22 protein-coding genes are annotated in these 13,872 nt (G+C 32.9%); 2 read left to right on the top strand and 20 right to left on the bottom strand.

Annotated elements, in window-relative coordinates; all coding sequences use genetic code 11:
• Positions 1-24: 24 nt before the first annotated feature.
• From AC4BHP_RS02785 to AC4BHP_RS02730, 12 genes are all read right to left on the bottom strand, one after another.
• A complete protein-coding gene (locus AC4BHP_RS02785; protein WP_490551218.1) occupies positions 25-726 on the bottom strand; it encodes an MBL fold metallo-hydrolase in 702 nt (233 codons plus the stop codon).
• Between the two features lie 412 nt (positions 727-1,138).
• Positions 1,139-1,501, bottom strand: coding sequence for a YciI family protein (locus tag AC4BHP_RS02780; RefSeq protein ID WP_490551217.1), 363 nt, complete (start codon positions 1,499-1,501; stop codon positions 1,139-1,141).
• Between the two features lie 113 nt (positions 1,502-1,614).
• Entirely contained in the window at positions 1,615-2,076 is a 462-nt protein-coding gene (locus tag AC4BHP_RS02775; protein WP_490551216.1) for a hypothetical protein, read from the bottom strand.
• A gap of 128 nt (positions 2,077-2,204) precedes the next feature.
• Positions 2,205-3,089, bottom strand: coding sequence for a M23 family metallopeptidase (locus AC4BHP_RS02770; protein ID WP_490551215.1), 885 nt, complete (start codon positions 3,087-3,089; stop codon positions 2,205-2,207).
• A gap of 209 nt (positions 3,090-3,298) precedes the next feature.
• Positions 3,299-3,757 (bottom strand): DUF3278 domain-containing protein, encoded by a 459-nt coding sequence (locus AC4BHP_RS02765; RefSeq protein ID WP_139063831.1) that lies wholly within the window; start codon positions 3,755-3,757, stop codon positions 3,299-3,301.
• The gene (locus AC4BHP_RS02760; protein ID WP_066104464.1) at positions 3,754-3,951 is read right to left on the bottom strand and encodes a helix-turn-helix transcriptional regulator; all 198 of its coding nucleotides are present in this window, start codon (positions 3,949-3,951) and stop codon (positions 3,754-3,756) included. The genes AC4BHP_RS02765 and AC4BHP_RS02760 overlap by 4 nt, the downstream gene beginning before the upstream one ends.
• A 235-nt stretch (positions 3,952-4,186) precedes the next feature.
• Positions 4,187-4,894 carry a DUF2812 domain-containing protein gene (locus AC4BHP_RS02755; RefSeq protein WP_490551214.1) on the bottom strand — a complete coding sequence of 236 codons (708 nt, stop codon included), beginning with the start codon at positions 4,892-4,894 and terminating at the stop codon, positions 4,187-4,189.
• On the bottom strand, positions 4,891-5,208 hold the full coding sequence (locus AC4BHP_RS02750; protein WP_066104469.1) for a PadR family transcriptional regulator: 318 nt from the start codon (positions 5,206-5,208) through the stop codon (positions 4,891-4,893). The genes AC4BHP_RS02755 and AC4BHP_RS02750 overlap by 4 nt, the downstream gene beginning before the upstream one ends.
• Positions 5,209-5,815: 607 nt before the next feature.
• The gene (locus tag AC4BHP_RS02745) at positions 5,816-6,685 is read right to left on the bottom strand and encodes an SMI1/KNR4 family protein (protein WP_490551213.1); all 870 of its coding nucleotides are present in this window, start codon (positions 6,683-6,685) and stop codon (positions 5,816-5,818) included.
• Positions 6,686-6,901: 216 nt separating this feature from the next.
• Entirely contained in the window at positions 6,902-7,138 is a 237-nt protein-coding gene (locus tag AC4BHP_RS02740; RefSeq protein WP_490551212.1) for a hypothetical protein, read from the bottom strand.
• Between the two features lie 244 nt (positions 7,139-7,382).
• Complete coding sequence (locus tag AC4BHP_RS02735) at positions 7,383-7,769, bottom strand: GNAT family N-acetyltransferase (protein ID WP_490551211.1); 387 nt, start codon at positions 7,767-7,769, stop codon at positions 7,383-7,385.
• Between the two features lie 137 nt (positions 7,770-7,906).
• A complete protein-coding gene (locus AC4BHP_RS02730; RefSeq protein ID WP_066104479.1) occupies positions 7,907-8,092 on the bottom strand; it encodes a hypothetical protein in 186 nt (61 codons plus the stop codon).
• Between the two features lie 274 nt (positions 8,093-8,366).
• Here AC4BHP_RS02730 and AC4BHP_RS02725 point away from each other — a divergent pair, with 274 nt between their 5' ends.
• The gene (locus AC4BHP_RS02725) at positions 8,367-8,735 is read left to right on the top strand and encodes a VOC family protein (protein WP_490551210.1); all 369 of its coding nucleotides are present in this window, start codon (positions 8,367-8,369) and stop codon (positions 8,733-8,735) included.
• 575 nt (positions 8,736-9,310) lie between these two features.
• Here the strand turns inward: AC4BHP_RS02725 and AC4BHP_RS02720 are convergent.
• Positions 9,311-9,508 (bottom strand): DUF4177 domain-containing protein, encoded by a 198-nt coding sequence (locus AC4BHP_RS02720; protein ID WP_148630004.1) that lies wholly within the window; start codon positions 9,506-9,508, stop codon positions 9,311-9,313.
• Between the two features lie 434 nt (positions 9,509-9,942).
• Positions 9,943-10,494 carry a ribonuclease FAU-1 family protein gene (locus tag AC4BHP_RS02715; protein ID WP_490551209.1) on the bottom strand — a complete coding sequence of 184 codons (552 nt, stop codon included), beginning with the start codon at positions 10,492-10,494 and terminating at the stop codon, positions 9,943-9,945.
• Positions 10,495-10,765: 271 nt separating this feature from the next.
• On the opposite strand from AC4BHP_RS02715, the gene AC4BHP_RS02710 reads away from it, so the two are divergent.
• A complete protein-coding gene (locus AC4BHP_RS02710) occupies positions 10,766-10,924 on the top strand; it encodes a hypothetical protein (protein ID WP_490551208.1) in 159 nt (52 codons plus the stop codon).
• Between the two features lie 27 nt (positions 10,925-10,951).
• Here AC4BHP_RS02710 and AC4BHP_RS02705 read toward each other — a convergent pair whose 3' ends face one another.
• From AC4BHP_RS02705 to AC4BHP_RS02680, 6 genes are all read right to left on the bottom strand, one after another.
• A complete protein-coding gene (locus tag AC4BHP_RS02705; RefSeq protein WP_490551207.1) occupies positions 10,952-11,401 on the bottom strand; it encodes a GNAT family N-acetyltransferase in 450 nt (149 codons plus the stop codon).
• 133 nt (positions 11,402-11,534) lie between these two features.
• Positions 11,535-11,663 (bottom strand): hypothetical protein, encoded by a 129-nt coding sequence (locus AC4BHP_RS02700; protein ID WP_262365978.1) that lies wholly within the window; start codon positions 11,661-11,663, stop codon positions 11,535-11,537.
• Entirely contained in the window at positions 11,660-11,977 is a 318-nt protein-coding gene (locus AC4BHP_RS02695; RefSeq protein WP_262365979.1) for a hypothetical protein, read from the bottom strand. Before AC4BHP_RS02695 ends, AC4BHP_RS02700 begins: the two co-directional genes overlap by 4 nt.
• A gap of 169 nt (positions 11,978-12,146) precedes the next feature.
• A complete protein-coding gene (locus AC4BHP_RS02690) occupies positions 12,147-12,560 on the bottom strand; it encodes a hypothetical protein (RefSeq protein ID WP_262365980.1) in 414 nt (137 codons plus the stop codon).
• On the bottom strand, positions 12,533-13,153 hold the full coding sequence (locus tag AC4BHP_RS02685; RefSeq protein WP_490551206.1) for a metalloprotease family protein: 621 nt from the start codon (positions 13,151-13,153) through the stop codon (positions 12,533-12,535). Before AC4BHP_RS02685 ends, AC4BHP_RS02690 begins: the two co-directional genes overlap by 28 nt.
• A 121-nt stretch (positions 13,154-13,274) precedes the next feature.
• Positions 13,275-13,793: an NUDIX hydrolase gene (locus AC4BHP_RS02680; RefSeq protein ID WP_066104503.1), complete on the bottom strand. Its 519-nt coding sequence runs from the start codon at positions 13,791-13,793 to the stop codon at positions 13,275-13,277.
• Positions 13,794-13,872: the final 79 nt, after the last annotated feature.

The following is a 13,872-nucleotide window of genomic DNA, read 5'->3' as shown; positions in this document are numbered from 1 at the left end:
GCTGACTCCATCATCATGTCCCTGTTAACGACTTTTTGCTCTTTCAATTGCCTGTTTCATATCTTTTACTGGATTCCTTATTAAATTTCCATGCCCGACTGCCAGTAAAGAAGGTTTATAATCCAACAAATTTTCAACGGACTCGATTGCTTTTTCTTTATTCCAGGTTGCCAATGCCGGGAAAGGAAAACTCCATCGAGTATCACCAGCTACAGCTATTCCGCCCTTTGTTTGAAGAGCATCTCCGACTATTAAACTATGATCCCTAATATCTAAATACGACATCATTCCTGGAGTATGACCCGGGGTATGAATGGCTATCAACGATCCAATCCGATCACCATCCTGTAATAGGGTATCCGGATTTGTCTTTATATTTTTGGGAATACCGCCTTTTATAGGCATATTCCCTTCACCTTCCTCTAACGATGCATCTCCTTTTAGAATTTTCAGCTCTCGTCTGGGAATTAATACTTCAACGTCTTGAAGCTCCTGAGTAAGTCCATCAAGAGCCCCTACATGATCAGTGTGTGCATGTGTTAACACTATTTTCTTAATCGGCTTTCCTATAACCTTTGCTGTCTTTAAAATTGCTTTTTTACAAAAAGGAAGTCCTGCATCGATTACGATTAAATACTTCTCTTCTTCGATGAGATAACAATTAACAGGAAAAAGATTCGGCATAAAGGAAAGCTGGTAAAGATTATTTATCTTTGTTAATCTCATTAAACTCCTCCAACTTATATTTTGGGTTATGTATTGAATCTAAGGAAAAACAAGGTGAGTGAAAGAAATTTTCTGGGAGGTAAAATATAATTCCGACCATTGAGACAAAATGTGAGTAAAACATCGTGATTTGCTGGGATAAGGAGGGTTTTGGACGAAAGATTCGACCCACATCAGCGCTACGACTGAGGGAACAATCGCGGCAACACGGAACGTAAAAATTCTGGGGACCAACTTACCCCAATGAAAGAGGTAATCAGGCGGTAATAGGATGGCTCACATCTTTTCAGAAGACCATTTGTGATTGTCTCTTTTATTCTATCTAGTCTATTAACGCCCGATTATCGAATAACAGGACATACGTATTTCGTCGAGAACATTTGTATAGATTTACTCGCTAGATTGATTACTTTTACTCAGGAAACTCAATGACTTGTCGCAACTCAATTTGACCTTCACCAAATCCTTGTGGATCAGGCATTCGCTTAGCCCATTCGATGGCTTCTTCCCTAGACTTCACATCAATGAGAATAAATCCCGCAATCACTTCATTCGTTTCCGAAAATGGTCCATCAGTGACCACTGGCTTTTCTCCCGGCTTAGGATATGAAAGGCGAACCCCATTTGAACTTGGATGAAGTCCTTTCGCCATAACCCGCACGCCAGCCTTTACTAATTCCTCATTGTAGGTTGACATGGCTTCCCTGAGTTCCTGGCTTGGAAGATTCCCAGCTTCTGAATTCTTTGAAGCTTTAACAATAATCATAAACAACATGAAATAGCCCTCCTTCATTTTATTCTCAACATCTTAACTACTTTTTTAATTCGATTTTATGCTCCAAAAACCTAACAATTCATTTACTTACAATCGATTGTTTGCAATATCTATTAAGTAATCTTGAATTGCAATGTCCCGAACAATCCAAGAGGATTCGGGATATTTTTATATTCTTCACTTATTTTTTCACAATCAAATAAGGGTAAGAGGCTATTACCAACACTTCTATAAAAGTTATCCATAAATTCTATAACATATTCCACTTTACTCAGTTCTTCCATTTCCATTATCGGTTTTGAATAAAAACCAACATACTTCCAGGAATGATTTAGAATTGAAGCAATTCCTGAATTAGCAATAAATAAGAAATTCTTTATCACTATATCTTTACTTATTTCTTGAAGGTTTATTGGCTGTTCAGTAAAAGATTCTATGTATGCGATTTTTATGTCATCTTTTTTTATTCGTCTATCGCCCGCTACAATGACACCGTAAACATATTTTTTAATTTGCTGAAGATATAATTCGAAAATTTGACCTGGGTATATTTCACGAAACTTTCTCGTAAACACCGGTTTATCACTCCCTTTATCTCCTTCTAAAGCTAACCTGTCCTTAGCTGCATAAAAAACAGCTAATCATACAGCTCTTGTACTGAATATGGTTGTCAGTTGATAGATTAGTTACTGATTTCTGAAGTTCACAGAGAGTTAATGAAATCACCTTGAATGGGTTCTTTTCCGTCTTCAAATTGAATACGGATTGATTTTCCCTTTAAATAATCAGCTGAATTCATCACTTGAAAATGCAGGTGAGTTTCACTTGAGTTACCAGAATTTCCGCAAGTACCAAGAACCTGTCTTTTCTGAACTCTTTCTCCTTCTTGAACAAGGATAGAATGATTTTTCAAATGAGCTAGCATACTATACTCGTTATTTTGATGTTCTATTGTAATGCAATTTCCTTCAGGAAGTTCAGGATTCATTTCCCCTGGCACATTATCCTCGATTCCATCTATCACTTTTATCACTACACCATCTGCCGGGGCTAATATTTCCTTGTCATAAGCATAATAGTTTTCATTTTTCTTTGGGTCATCGTTATAAGATTTACCGTTTTTCAAAATAAGTAAATCATACGCGTATCTTTGATCCTCATATACATAGTGATAATTGATAAACTGATTAGTTCCACCCCAGAAAACATACCATTCACCTTTTATCGGCATAATATATTTATTCATTGTATATATCTGATCACTTTCAGGATGAGTGATAAAAGGAGCAAGAGATAGGCTGTAAATTGTATTATTTTCTCCGAAGGATACACTTATAACTTTTTCCCTGGAATTGTCTAACCAGATATATTGTTTAATACCTTCTATTAAATTAGTAACCATTTCTAATGTATACCTTTCGACTCCAGCATTAAAATCTGTTCCATATTCAATGAATTGTTGTAAAGGTACAATATTTTTAAAATCAATTGTTGTTTGGTGATATAAGGTTGAATACATTCCATTCAGAAAAGATTCTCCGAAATCCTCGGGTGAAACTTTAGATATTTCTGCTTGATTCTCCTTCAAACTAAACTCCCCCAATTCTTTATAAACCTACCTAATATTATTCTTAAGTTGGAGATTTCCTTTAATAATTCTAGACTGTCTGACAGTATTTACTTTTACAATATTCTTCATTAATTAGAAAAATCCTTCCTCCGCAAAACTACCCGATAGCTGCATAAAAAAAGAGCTGTTTACAGCCCTTGAAATAGAGTAACACCCGTGTCGTTCCTTTATAACAGTTCCTTATTTTTATTATAAGAACGTTTCAATGAAATATAATTGATGAGGAACATCACTACACCTCCGAATAATGTAAACCCTATTAGTTCACTCCAACCGCTAATACTTGAAGGCGTATCAACCAATAGTAAATACAGTAGAGTGAAAATAACAAAAAATGTAACTGTTTTAGTAAAAATAACTCTTAACTCTTTCCTATAAGCTACTTTTGTTGCAACCTCCGTATATTCAATACCAGCTACAATATACCTTGTAAATATATATAGAACGAATATGGATATGGCTAACAGTAAAATTATCTCTAAGTCGATTGAAACAAACTTGTTTAAGAACATTGTTAGTACAAGGAAAAGGAAAAGAAGTACCCCACCCTCCGCGAAGAAATATAGCATCCTTTTTTCCTTATATTCATCATCAGGCATTAAAAAAGATATCCAGGATTTCATCAACTCTCTACCTCCCAAAATAATTCATCTAATGTTTTATTAAGTTCTTTTGCTATTGCAACACAAAGATGAAGAGTCGGATTATATTCCCCCTTCTCAATCAATCCAATCGTCTGCCTAGTCACCCCTACTTTTCTTGCTAATTGTTCTTGAGTCATTGAAATTTTCATTCGTGTTATCTTTACATTATTTTTCATATATTCCACCTTACTCATGTAAGATATAGTTTACATATGCAATTTATATCTTACATTAGATTTACATATAAAACAAAGAAACCGACTCTAATCATAAGGAGTTTAACTTAAAAAGGCCTTAATCCATCCTGGATCAACGCCCCCTCGTTAGATCTATAAAAAAACTCTATATATAATTCACCTATTCTTACTTACTATATATAATATTTATAAGCTTTATTATTCGACTTCTATACTAAGCTTTCTTCCCTATTTTATGATAAAGGGACATGATGATCCAAATAACAGTTGGAAATGCGAATGCTCCAATAATCATAGATGCTAAAATGTTAACTCCGATATCACGGACATATAGCAACATAAAAACAGCTATTAAAAAGAGGATGACTGGTATAGTTTTAAGAAGATTAACTAACCCTTTCTTTTCCTTTATACTCCATTTATTATTGTACGTTGCAATAATAGTCATAGCTGCTGGAATGGCAATGGCAGTAGAAATAACTGCGGTTACAATAAGTATTGAATGCAATATACCAGAGCTTAGCATTGTTCCAACCCAAGCAAGTAGTGTGATTAAAACAACCGGAATCACAAAATAATTGATTGAACGAGCTGAACTTTCATACTTTTCAACAGCTGTGTCTCGATCACTATAAATCGGTTTTGTATCGGGTTTTGCTCGAAATAAATGTATATCTCCTGTGGAGGCAACATGTGACCATCCTGAGGCTGAGAAAAGGTCAAAATATTCATCATCTTCTTTTAAAGATCGATAATCTACACTGTAGATATAATCTGAGCTTTCGCCTTTTTTTAGTGTATAACCCATTAACTTAAAATCACTGACATGCCATCCCTTCAAAGAATATCGTCGTAATTTTTCCATGTCCTTATCCTCAGCAAAAGCTAATCCCTCTGACATAATATACTTTGTTTGTCTCATTCTTCTCCCTCCTTCAATCCCATTTCTGCTAATTGAATCATCTGTTTTCGTATGATTACATCTTCCTCTAATACTTCTCTGCCCTTGTCAGTAAGCAGATACGTTTTACGCCTTGAATCCGACCCATCATACAAATAAATCCATTCTTGTTTTAATAGCTTTTTGATAATTGTGTACATGGATGCTGGCCCTACGTTAATGGCCCCATTTGTTGTTTCTTCAATTAGATTCATAATTGCATAACCATGTCTTGGCTTAGTTAAAGCAGCCATAATATAAAACATTGAATCAGTTAATTGCTCCGTTTTCTTCAAGGTATCACCTTCTATATCCTTTTACGATATATCATAATATGATATATCTATTTAAGATCAATATATCACTTTGTGATATATATGTCCATACTTATATCACAAAATGATATATTAAAGTTTGATATTTAACCTTTATCATTAAAAAGGAACTATACAAATCGGGCTTTGCTTTCGAATATAAAATTCTTAAATCAATATGACAAAGCGATGTATCAGAAAGTTTTGTAATACTAATCTTTTTTTATTAGAGTTATTAATTGTGTTATTTCACTTTTATGAAGTGAGATTAGTGAAGTTTTTAAAATTAAATTAACAAAAAAACGACTCTAATTAAAATGAGAATAAAAAAAGCATCAATAATTTTGTGGCCCCGGAACAACAAATAAGCTTCTTGGTGCTGCGTACCACCATTGGAGGTTTGTTTTTAAAAGGTAAAGCGCCAAAAAAAATTGTCAAAAAAAAAGCAAGCTTGTCCGATAAAGATGTGCATTTCCATTCAATCCTCCCCTTTCATTAAAAATATTTATAGAAAAAAGCCACCAGTTGCCTGAGAGCTTCTAACTTCAATTTCACTATTTAAATATTTTTATTCTTCTTTACCTCTATATTATTCATCTTCATATGGTACTACTTCATATTCATCATCATCAAAAATTTGCTCCTCTTTTGCCTCTTCCATTTCTTTAATAAATTCGCTTATCAGAGTTGAATAATGGGCAACATTAGGGTGTTTCTTTAACTCATCTATTATCTTATTTACAATAGGAAGATCATATTTAATCCTTTGGAAGCTTATGTATTGAAATAAAGTTGATCCTATCTTATCTTGAACCTTCTCTTTGGTTTCATTTAATAAATTTAGGACATAGTTTTCTGTAATACTATTTTTCGGGTAATAGAATAAATTATCCAGTGCTTTTATGATTTTAGTAAAATGACCTGATTGTAATAAAGAGATTAATTCATCTTCTGGCATCGCATCTAATTTGTAATCCTCTTCTTCGTCAGGATTAAAGAAGTATAGCCCCTCTTCCTGGATGTATAAGTCCTTTATAAATTCATCAAAATTATCAGCTAAAACAAAATCTAAATCTCCTTCTGTATCAATGTATGAAACAGCAGGCTCAAATCTATTATTCCTATAATCCAAAGCAAACCAAGTATGACCATCCCCATTTAATAAGACAAGTCCTTTAGGTAAATTCCATTCTTCAGTCATGTAAGCTGTATCTAAAATACCAGGCCATTCTCCAACTCCACGCAGATGATCAAATTCCACAAAAAAGTTTCCATCTATTGGGCGTTTTCTTAAACGGAGAGCATTAAATCGAATAGACCCACCATTTTGTTCTAATAGCAACTTACGATAAGTTTCAGGGAGCTTATGTCCCAGTTCCTTTTCAGCTTCTTCTAATTCAGCTTCAGTTACGGGTGGCCTTCTATAATAATCTTCACGTGCTTTAAGCCAAAATTTCATAATTATCCTCCTTAAAACATTTCTTGATTTATAAATTCGAAGTTATTATCTTTCCTCAATTGTAATAACAGCCTTTTTTCTGATCTAAAAGAATAACACTTGCTCCCGTCATAACAAGATGGCGACTACCAACTATCTTCCTTAAATCCATAATACAAACCATAAAAAGCGCCTTAAAATGAAACAACGGCTCCGTTAGTTTAAATACATTTGAAACTAATAGTTTCCAAAGTAATTCTTAAAACACCAAATCACAAGAAACATACTCACTATGCCCCAAGCAACGGTACTCCATATCCACCAAATTACGGATTTGGCTTTTGATGAATTTTCCTCGTCTTCCATATTGGCTTTTATAAAAGCTACCTTACTTTCCATACCTTTTTTCATAGAAGCGAGAATAACAAATCCCGTTATTATGAAAACAATAGTTATCCAGAATAATAAGTCCACCTTTTATAACTCCCTTTCCTTTCAATCCTCTTTATTCAACTAACCTGCCCCGTTTCTACAATAAGAAATTCAACATAAAAAGGCATTAATCCTTCTTAGATCAATACCCTTGTTAGTTTAATAAGTAAGATTAAAATATTTTAGACATAAAATACTCGTTATAAAATTCATCATTGATTAACAACGAATTTCTTTTTATACCTTCTATCTCAAATCCACTTTTCTGGTATAAAGAAATACCTGCTTAGTTTTGAGTAACAACTGTTAGCTCTAATCTTGATATATTAGAGTTTCTTGCCCACTCTTCTAATCTTTGAAATAAACTTGTACCTATACCACGACCTCTGTACTTTTCTAAAATACCCACCACGAGATATGCAGAGTGCTTTGTTCTCTTTACACTACCGCCAATGGCTATTAAATAGCCAACAAGTTCTCCCTTTTCTTGTTCTGCAACAAATATTGTTGAATTACTTTGCCGCTTGATGTGTTCTAATTGTTTACGCTGTTGTTCAGGAGTGGTTTTTCTTTCTCTTGCTTCCATAAGCATAAACTTAGCTTCAGATTCAACTTGCTTAATTAGACATATAAATTTTTCGGCATCCACGGGTTGTATCTCTCTAATTAACATTATTAACCCCCCAATAAACAATACTAAAATTATAAACTATGTTTGTTAAACTAACCTGCCCTTACTTTCATAAGAAATTCAAAAATAGAGCATTATTCATTGAATCAATATCCTTGATATGGTTGTAAACATTAATATTAATTTTCCTTATAAAGTCGATTAGCTCTATTCACACCATAAAACGTTAAAAGCATACCAAAAATAACAAACACTACCCAACCATCTTCATTTTTCGCTGCTAATACTATTCCTATAATTTCGAACGCAAAAGCTATAGTAAAAGCTAGAATTGTCTTTGCATCTTTTAGCACTCTCCTATTCACTTCTTTGCCTCCCATTCTTTTGAATAAATTTTTGTTATTAATCTAACTCTTTATCCCCATTATTGGGAGGAAGAATAAGTTCTTATTCCGCTAACCTGCCCCGATTCTACAATAAGAAGTTCTACAGAAAAAGGCATTGACCCTTCTTGTATCAATGCCTTGATATTCATAATTATTAGCTGTTTATTTTAATAAGACATTGAGTGGAATTAAAAAAGGTTTTTATTAATGAGTGTTGAATATTTACCATAACACTAAAAATAGGAGGAATAAAATGGTGAATCAGGTTTGTGTTATAAGCATTTACGTTCCAAATTTAAACACTGCAATTGACTTTTATACCAATACTTTAGGTTTTGAATTAAATAAGCAGTATGGTCCTAATATTGCATCACTTGTACACGGAGAGTTACCAATTATTCTAGAGGAGAACGTTAATACGCCGTATAATCAAGATAATAAAATTTCAGGAGTTGTATTAGGATTACGAACTGAAGATATTTATGAAACGGTTAAATTCTTAAAAGAAAAAGAAGTAGATTTTATTGTAGATGATCCAACTAATTGTCCTCCAGGAAAATATATTAGTTTTAGAGACCCCTTCGGAAATATTTTAGAATATCTCCAATTTGAAAATAAGTAACAAACATTAAAAGTTCAATTTTAACTTCTTATTGAGCTAACCTGCCCCTTTAGTAACATAAAGAGTTCAACAGAACGGGGCAGTTCACCCTTGGATCAACGCTCCCGTTTATAAATTTCACCACGCTCACTCCACAACTTTTTAGCTACATCAGTTGAAAGGTGAAGAAATTGAGCGATTAAACGAGTATGAGAATCTATCAAGAATTATATAACCGCATAAAAAAGCAGGAGAAGTTAGCCTGATTTTTTATTTTTTGTGTGTTTCCTTCCTTTTTTTCGAATGAATTATCAAAGAAGTTATTATGAGACCTGCTAACGAAACTAAGGCTACATACAGAAAAACAGGTAAATCAATATCTCTTGTTTTATTTCCTAAATACACAGCTAAGCTAGATAGTGTTACTGTAAAAAAAGCATTATTAATACTTTTAATATATTTAATCATCTACTCACCCTTACATTCCACAATATGTATAGTTCAGATATTCCTACTTGAACTAAACTGCCCATTTAGCAGCATAAGAAAAGACCATCAATTTGACAGCCTTGATCTTCTGCTATTGCCTCGTTAGTTTATGTATGTTGTGGTCTTTCGAAAATTAGTTCATAGTAAGTACCTACCGCAACCCCGGAAGTTACGAAATCAGGAGCGAAAATCTGAACAAATCTCCAACCTTCTTTTGCGTGATTTTTAATTAATTCTCGATAATCTTCAGTAGGTTTCCCTGATAATCTTTTAAATTCGACTTTCACAAACTTATATTCATACATACTTATTCCTCCTACTACTGTTTATAAATAATTGATAAATAGCTACTTAAAGTTGTTACTTGGATAATAAAGACTTTATATTTTTTATATATACAAATATAGAAATTATACTAATGATTAAATAGTAAATACCTATTATAGACAAAGCATCTGTTGCTACCATTGCAATTTCTTTATTTAGAATCATTGCCCTCCATACGAAAGAACTGACGATAAATATTATTGGAAATACCACAAAATAACCAGCAAAGTATAATTTAACTTTCTTATTACTATCCAAATAAACACCATCCTGTAATAAAATTTAATAAACCTCTCCACCACCACACTAACCATAATATACCATATATTATTGATATAACCTGCCCCATTTCTACAATAAGGAATTCAACAAAAAAGAGCATTAATCCTCCTTGATCAATGCCCCCGTTAGCTTAATAAAGCTTTTTTAATTCATTGACTAAGAATTCTTTATGATGATGAGATAAATCAAGCAATTCAAGGCTCCTAGTATTAATTAACTCAGTTAGGGTATGTACTTCATCCCACGCCGACTCGTAAAGAGACCTGTCAATAATTCCATTTAAAAGAGCCTCTTCAAGCTCATCAGCATCTTTTTGAATTACTTCACCAGAAGGCAACAAAATGATATCTAAATATAAATCATCCCAATAAGGGATATCATTTTCTACACCATTTTCAAGGCAAACATCAATATACCATTGCACGATATTTCCGTTATTATCGAACATTGTTGTTACTGAATGCTTTTTTTCTAAGGGGAATTGTTGAAGCCACATATAGCCATCATCAACAATACATATATTCTGTTCCTCATATCGAAAGGATAATGGTTCAGCAACTTTCATTAGTTGCAATAAAGTTATATAGCCCTTGAATTTTTTGGTATCAAGAAACGCTTGGGCATATTTTTTATCCAAGACACGTTTCCATCTTGAACGATTTGCATATTTTCTCTTTATCATTTCCATCCCCACTCCAACAGAAAATCACCTGTTTATTACATTTAGTCTAAAGTAAATCACTATAATAAGGCGGTTTCTTCTTCCGCTAAACTGCCCCGTTAGCTGAATTACAAAAAAAGAGCTGATCTCAGCCCTTGATATTGAAGTAATGCCCCTGAACCAAACCTGTTACATTAACTGATCGCCTTTTATGTTTTACTTATTTTTCAGACAAAAACCAGAAAATAAGATATAATTAACACCTTATGATTTTAATTAAGGAGCTGACAATGTGGAAGATGAACTAATTTTTAAAAGCTATTCTAGGCTGTTATTAAGAGATTTAAAAGACGTAAAAGAGGCTCTTATGGTAAAAGACTATGAGACAGCTGAGAAACTCTTAAATGAGCTTATAAACGATACTCAGAAAGACGTAGAGAGTGGCAATTAATCTAACGTTTTGGATATTCATCCACCTCTATAATGATAGTTTGATGTTCCTATGCAAGAAAATGATTCTTTCTATTTCTTCAAAACCATTTTTCTTATAAAATTCTTCGGCAGGTATACCTCTATCTGTGAGAAGTGTAATGTTACTTATATTGCTGCTATGAAGTTCTTTTATCAAATGATTTAACATCGCTCTTCCAATACCCTTATTTTGACATTGTTTTCTTACACACATTTCATTAATAAAAAACTCATCTCCGCTCCACCATACTCTATTTACACCAAAAATAAAGCCGAGAATTTCATTGTTTTCTACCGCTAAAACGCCTAAAAATCCAGGTGTTTGGTAAAAGTCCAGCAAATATTTTTTAGCCTTTGTAAATGTCCATTCATCATTCCAAGGCTCATCATTGAATACTTCAATAAATGTGTCCGTACATTTAATTAAATCATTTTCTGTTAATAGTTTAACTTCCAAGGTGAATTCCCCTTATCGCTAAATGTATTATTAAAGCCACCTTAACCGTTTAATTTATAGATTATTCTACCACAAAAAAACCAAATTTCTTATTCAGCTAACCTGCCTCGTTTGTTGAAGAGGATTTTTAATTTTAAGTTTGAATTGGTAAGTAAATCTGTACTTCCTCTTCCCCTTCTCCTATAGGGTGATATGTCTCCACAATATAAGAATCGAGGTCTCTTTGATAACCTTGTTTTACTGCCCAATTCAATAAATTCAAATGAAGTTCTCCCAATTTATATTCCCTCTTGTAGTTATGTAACTTTTATCTGTTTCAATATAATCCATTCCTGTTGGTACTTCATATAATTTCTCACTCACAATTAAGCCTACATAATAATGACCCACCTTATGCCCCTCATCCTTTTTGGGCTCAAATAAGGCAATTTCGGTTTCTATCGGATTTAGGATTTCGTTTGAGCGACTTAATAGTTGCTTTGCAAGCAAGGGTACTTCATCACCAAAGTTAACAAACTCCCCAATACCTTTTAATCCAACAAGCTTAAACTCCTTTTTAACTATCATAATCGACATATTAACCTCTCCCATTCACATAAAAATTTCAAAATACCCTAATTTTATTTATTCAAGAAGAAAATCCTTACTTCCTGCATTGAAGTAAGGATTTCATACTGATCTATTAAACATATTGAACTAACCTTCCCCTTTAGCGGAAAAAGAACAAGGCAGGCTACTGAGATCCTTATTCTGCTAAAATGCTTCCCATAGCTAGTAATAATAGAAAAGCAACAACTATAACCGCTAGACTTGTAATTATCCCGACCAATCCGATTAATAATTTGCTTATGCGACCTATAGACATCCTTGAAGATATTCCGGCAAGTATAATACCTATAATGAAGAAAATGCTGACAATAGTAATAAAAAGGTAAATATCAGCAATCGGTCCTCTTTTTGTATAGAAAAAAATAATACTTACTATCACTGGTAATATAGATAAAATTCCTAAAATTGTCCCTACTCTACTTTTATTCAACATCAATCCCACCACCGATTGAAATACTTCGTTTCTTTCATCCTTTTCATTGTATTCAACTATATTTAACCATTGAGCATCAGGACCTATTGTTATGTGAGGAACTTTGTTTTTATCCAATATGTGTTTGGTCCATTGTTTTTTAAAATTGCATTTTTTGGGACTTGTTTAATTATAAGAAGAAGAGTAAGTAAATCAACTGATGATCCCATTGCGTTTAATATTATTAAAAATTTTAATGTCGTTGTTAATAGTCCAAATGAACTTAATACAAGTGGCAAAATTATTGAAATAATAATGAAAGGAGCAATTGAAATGAAGATATATCTTGATTTTGAAATCTCTTCTTCTGTTAACACAAAACCTCCGAACAGCGTCAATCCTATATATGTTTTTTCTGATTTTGTGAAATTTGGAATGAAAATTAAATGGAGTAATTCGTGAAGTATTAAAAATATAATTAACAAAAAAACACTACTCAAGTTAATAGTAATTGAGATTGCATCAGGCGTTAGGCCAAAATCGCTCAAAGAAATACTAGAATAGATATTTATTACACCAATAGAGATGATTGCTGCGACAATCATTAAAGGGGTGGATAACAAAATAGCACTTGCTAAATCTTTGGGTTCTTTCAATAGAATCCATCTATTTTTAATTAACTGTAAATGTAACTGCGGGTCACTTTTAGGTAATTTACTTTGTATTTTCATTTAATCCACTCCATTAATAATTTAAGTTTAAAGTACAACCACCTAAATAAAGCCATTTTTCAGGGGGATCATATAATCGCTTGTATATGAAGGTTTATATTTGATTCCTTGCACGTTTCATTTAAAAACGAATAGAGCCATAATGCTTTCGACCCTCAAAAAGAAACGCAATGATACTCTCATAATAAGGTATAAATTTTTTTAATTCGATTAGCTCTAAGATTTTCTCTTTTGAAGCCCATCTCACTGCTTGCACCTCATCAGTCTGTAACGTCAAATCATTCAAATCTAAATCATATTCAATTAAATAATAATCATCAAATCCACGCGCAAAGTTAATAGTAAATTGCGGACGTATCATTTCAAAGTTATAATGAATACCCAACTCTTCGAATAACTCTCTTGAAGCAGCCTGCTGACTTGTATCGCCTGCAACAGCACTTCCACCACAAGTGATATCCCAAAGATTCGACCAACCTTGCTTAAAGGGCTGACGTTGTTGAATAAGCATTTCTCCCTTTGAATTAAATATACAAACGTGTATTACTAAATGAAACTCGTCTGGTGTCATATCATCTCCACGAGTTATTTGTTTGCCTATTTTATTACGATGCTTATCATATAAATCCCATTTTTCCATTGCTAAGCTCCTTAATGTAGTTTTGCCTTAAGATTCTTAAACTCTGCAAGAATATGTCCCAATGATGAACACAAATAAT

Source organism: Pradoshia sp. Z4_20, assembly GCF_058216035.1.
This window is presented reverse-complemented; position numbering and strand designations above follow the sequence as displayed.

Excerpts from the sequence above, each read along its gene's own strand:
- AC4BHP_RS02785 (WP_490551218.1), bottom strand. The coding sequence starts at position 726 with ATGAGATTAACAAAGATAAATAATCTTTACCAGCTTTCCTTTATGCCG.
- AC4BHP_RS02780 (WP_490551217.1), bottom strand. The coding sequence starts at position 1,501 with ATGTTGTTTATGATTATTGTTAAAGCTTCAAAGAATTCAGAAGCTGGG.
- AC4BHP_RS02760 (WP_066104464.1), bottom strand. The coding sequence starts at position 3,951 with ATGAAAAATAATGTAAAGATAACACGAATGAAAATTTCAATGACTCAA.
- AC4BHP_RS02755 (WP_490551214.1), bottom strand. The coding sequence starts at position 4,894 with ATGAGACAAACAAAGTATATTATGTCAGAGGGATTAGCTTTTGCTGAG.
- AC4BHP_RS02745 (WP_490551213.1), bottom strand. The coding sequence starts at position 6,685 with ATGAAATTTTGGCTTAAAGCACGTGAAGATTATTATAGAAGGCCACCC.
- AC4BHP_RS02735 (WP_490551211.1), bottom strand. The coding sequence starts at position 7,769 with ATGTTAATTAGAGAGATACAACCCGTGGATGCCGAAAAATTTATATGT.
- AC4BHP_RS02725 (WP_490551210.1), top strand. The coding sequence starts at position 8,367 with ATGGTGAATCAGGTTTGTGTTATAAGCATTTACGTTCCAAATTTAAAC.
- AC4BHP_RS02720 (WP_148630004.1), bottom strand. The coding sequence starts at position 9,508 with ATGTATGAATATAAGTTTGTGAAAGTCGAATTTAAAAGATTATCAGGG.
- AC4BHP_RS02715 (WP_490551209.1), bottom strand. The coding sequence starts at position 10,494 with ATGATAAAGAGAAAATATGCAAATCGTTCAAGATGGAAACGTGTCTTG.
- AC4BHP_RS02695 (WP_262365979.1), bottom strand. The coding sequence starts at position 11,977 with ATGTCGATTATGATAGTTAAAAAGGAGTTTAAGCTTGTTGGATTAAAA.
- AC4BHP_RS02685 (WP_490551206.1), bottom strand. The coding sequence starts at position 13,153 with ATGAAAATACAAAGTAAATTACCTAAAAGTGACCCGCAGTTACATTTA.
- AC4BHP_RS02680 (WP_066104503.1), bottom strand. The coding sequence starts at position 13,793 with ATGGAAAAATGGGATTTATATGATAAGCATCGTAATAAAATAGGCAAA.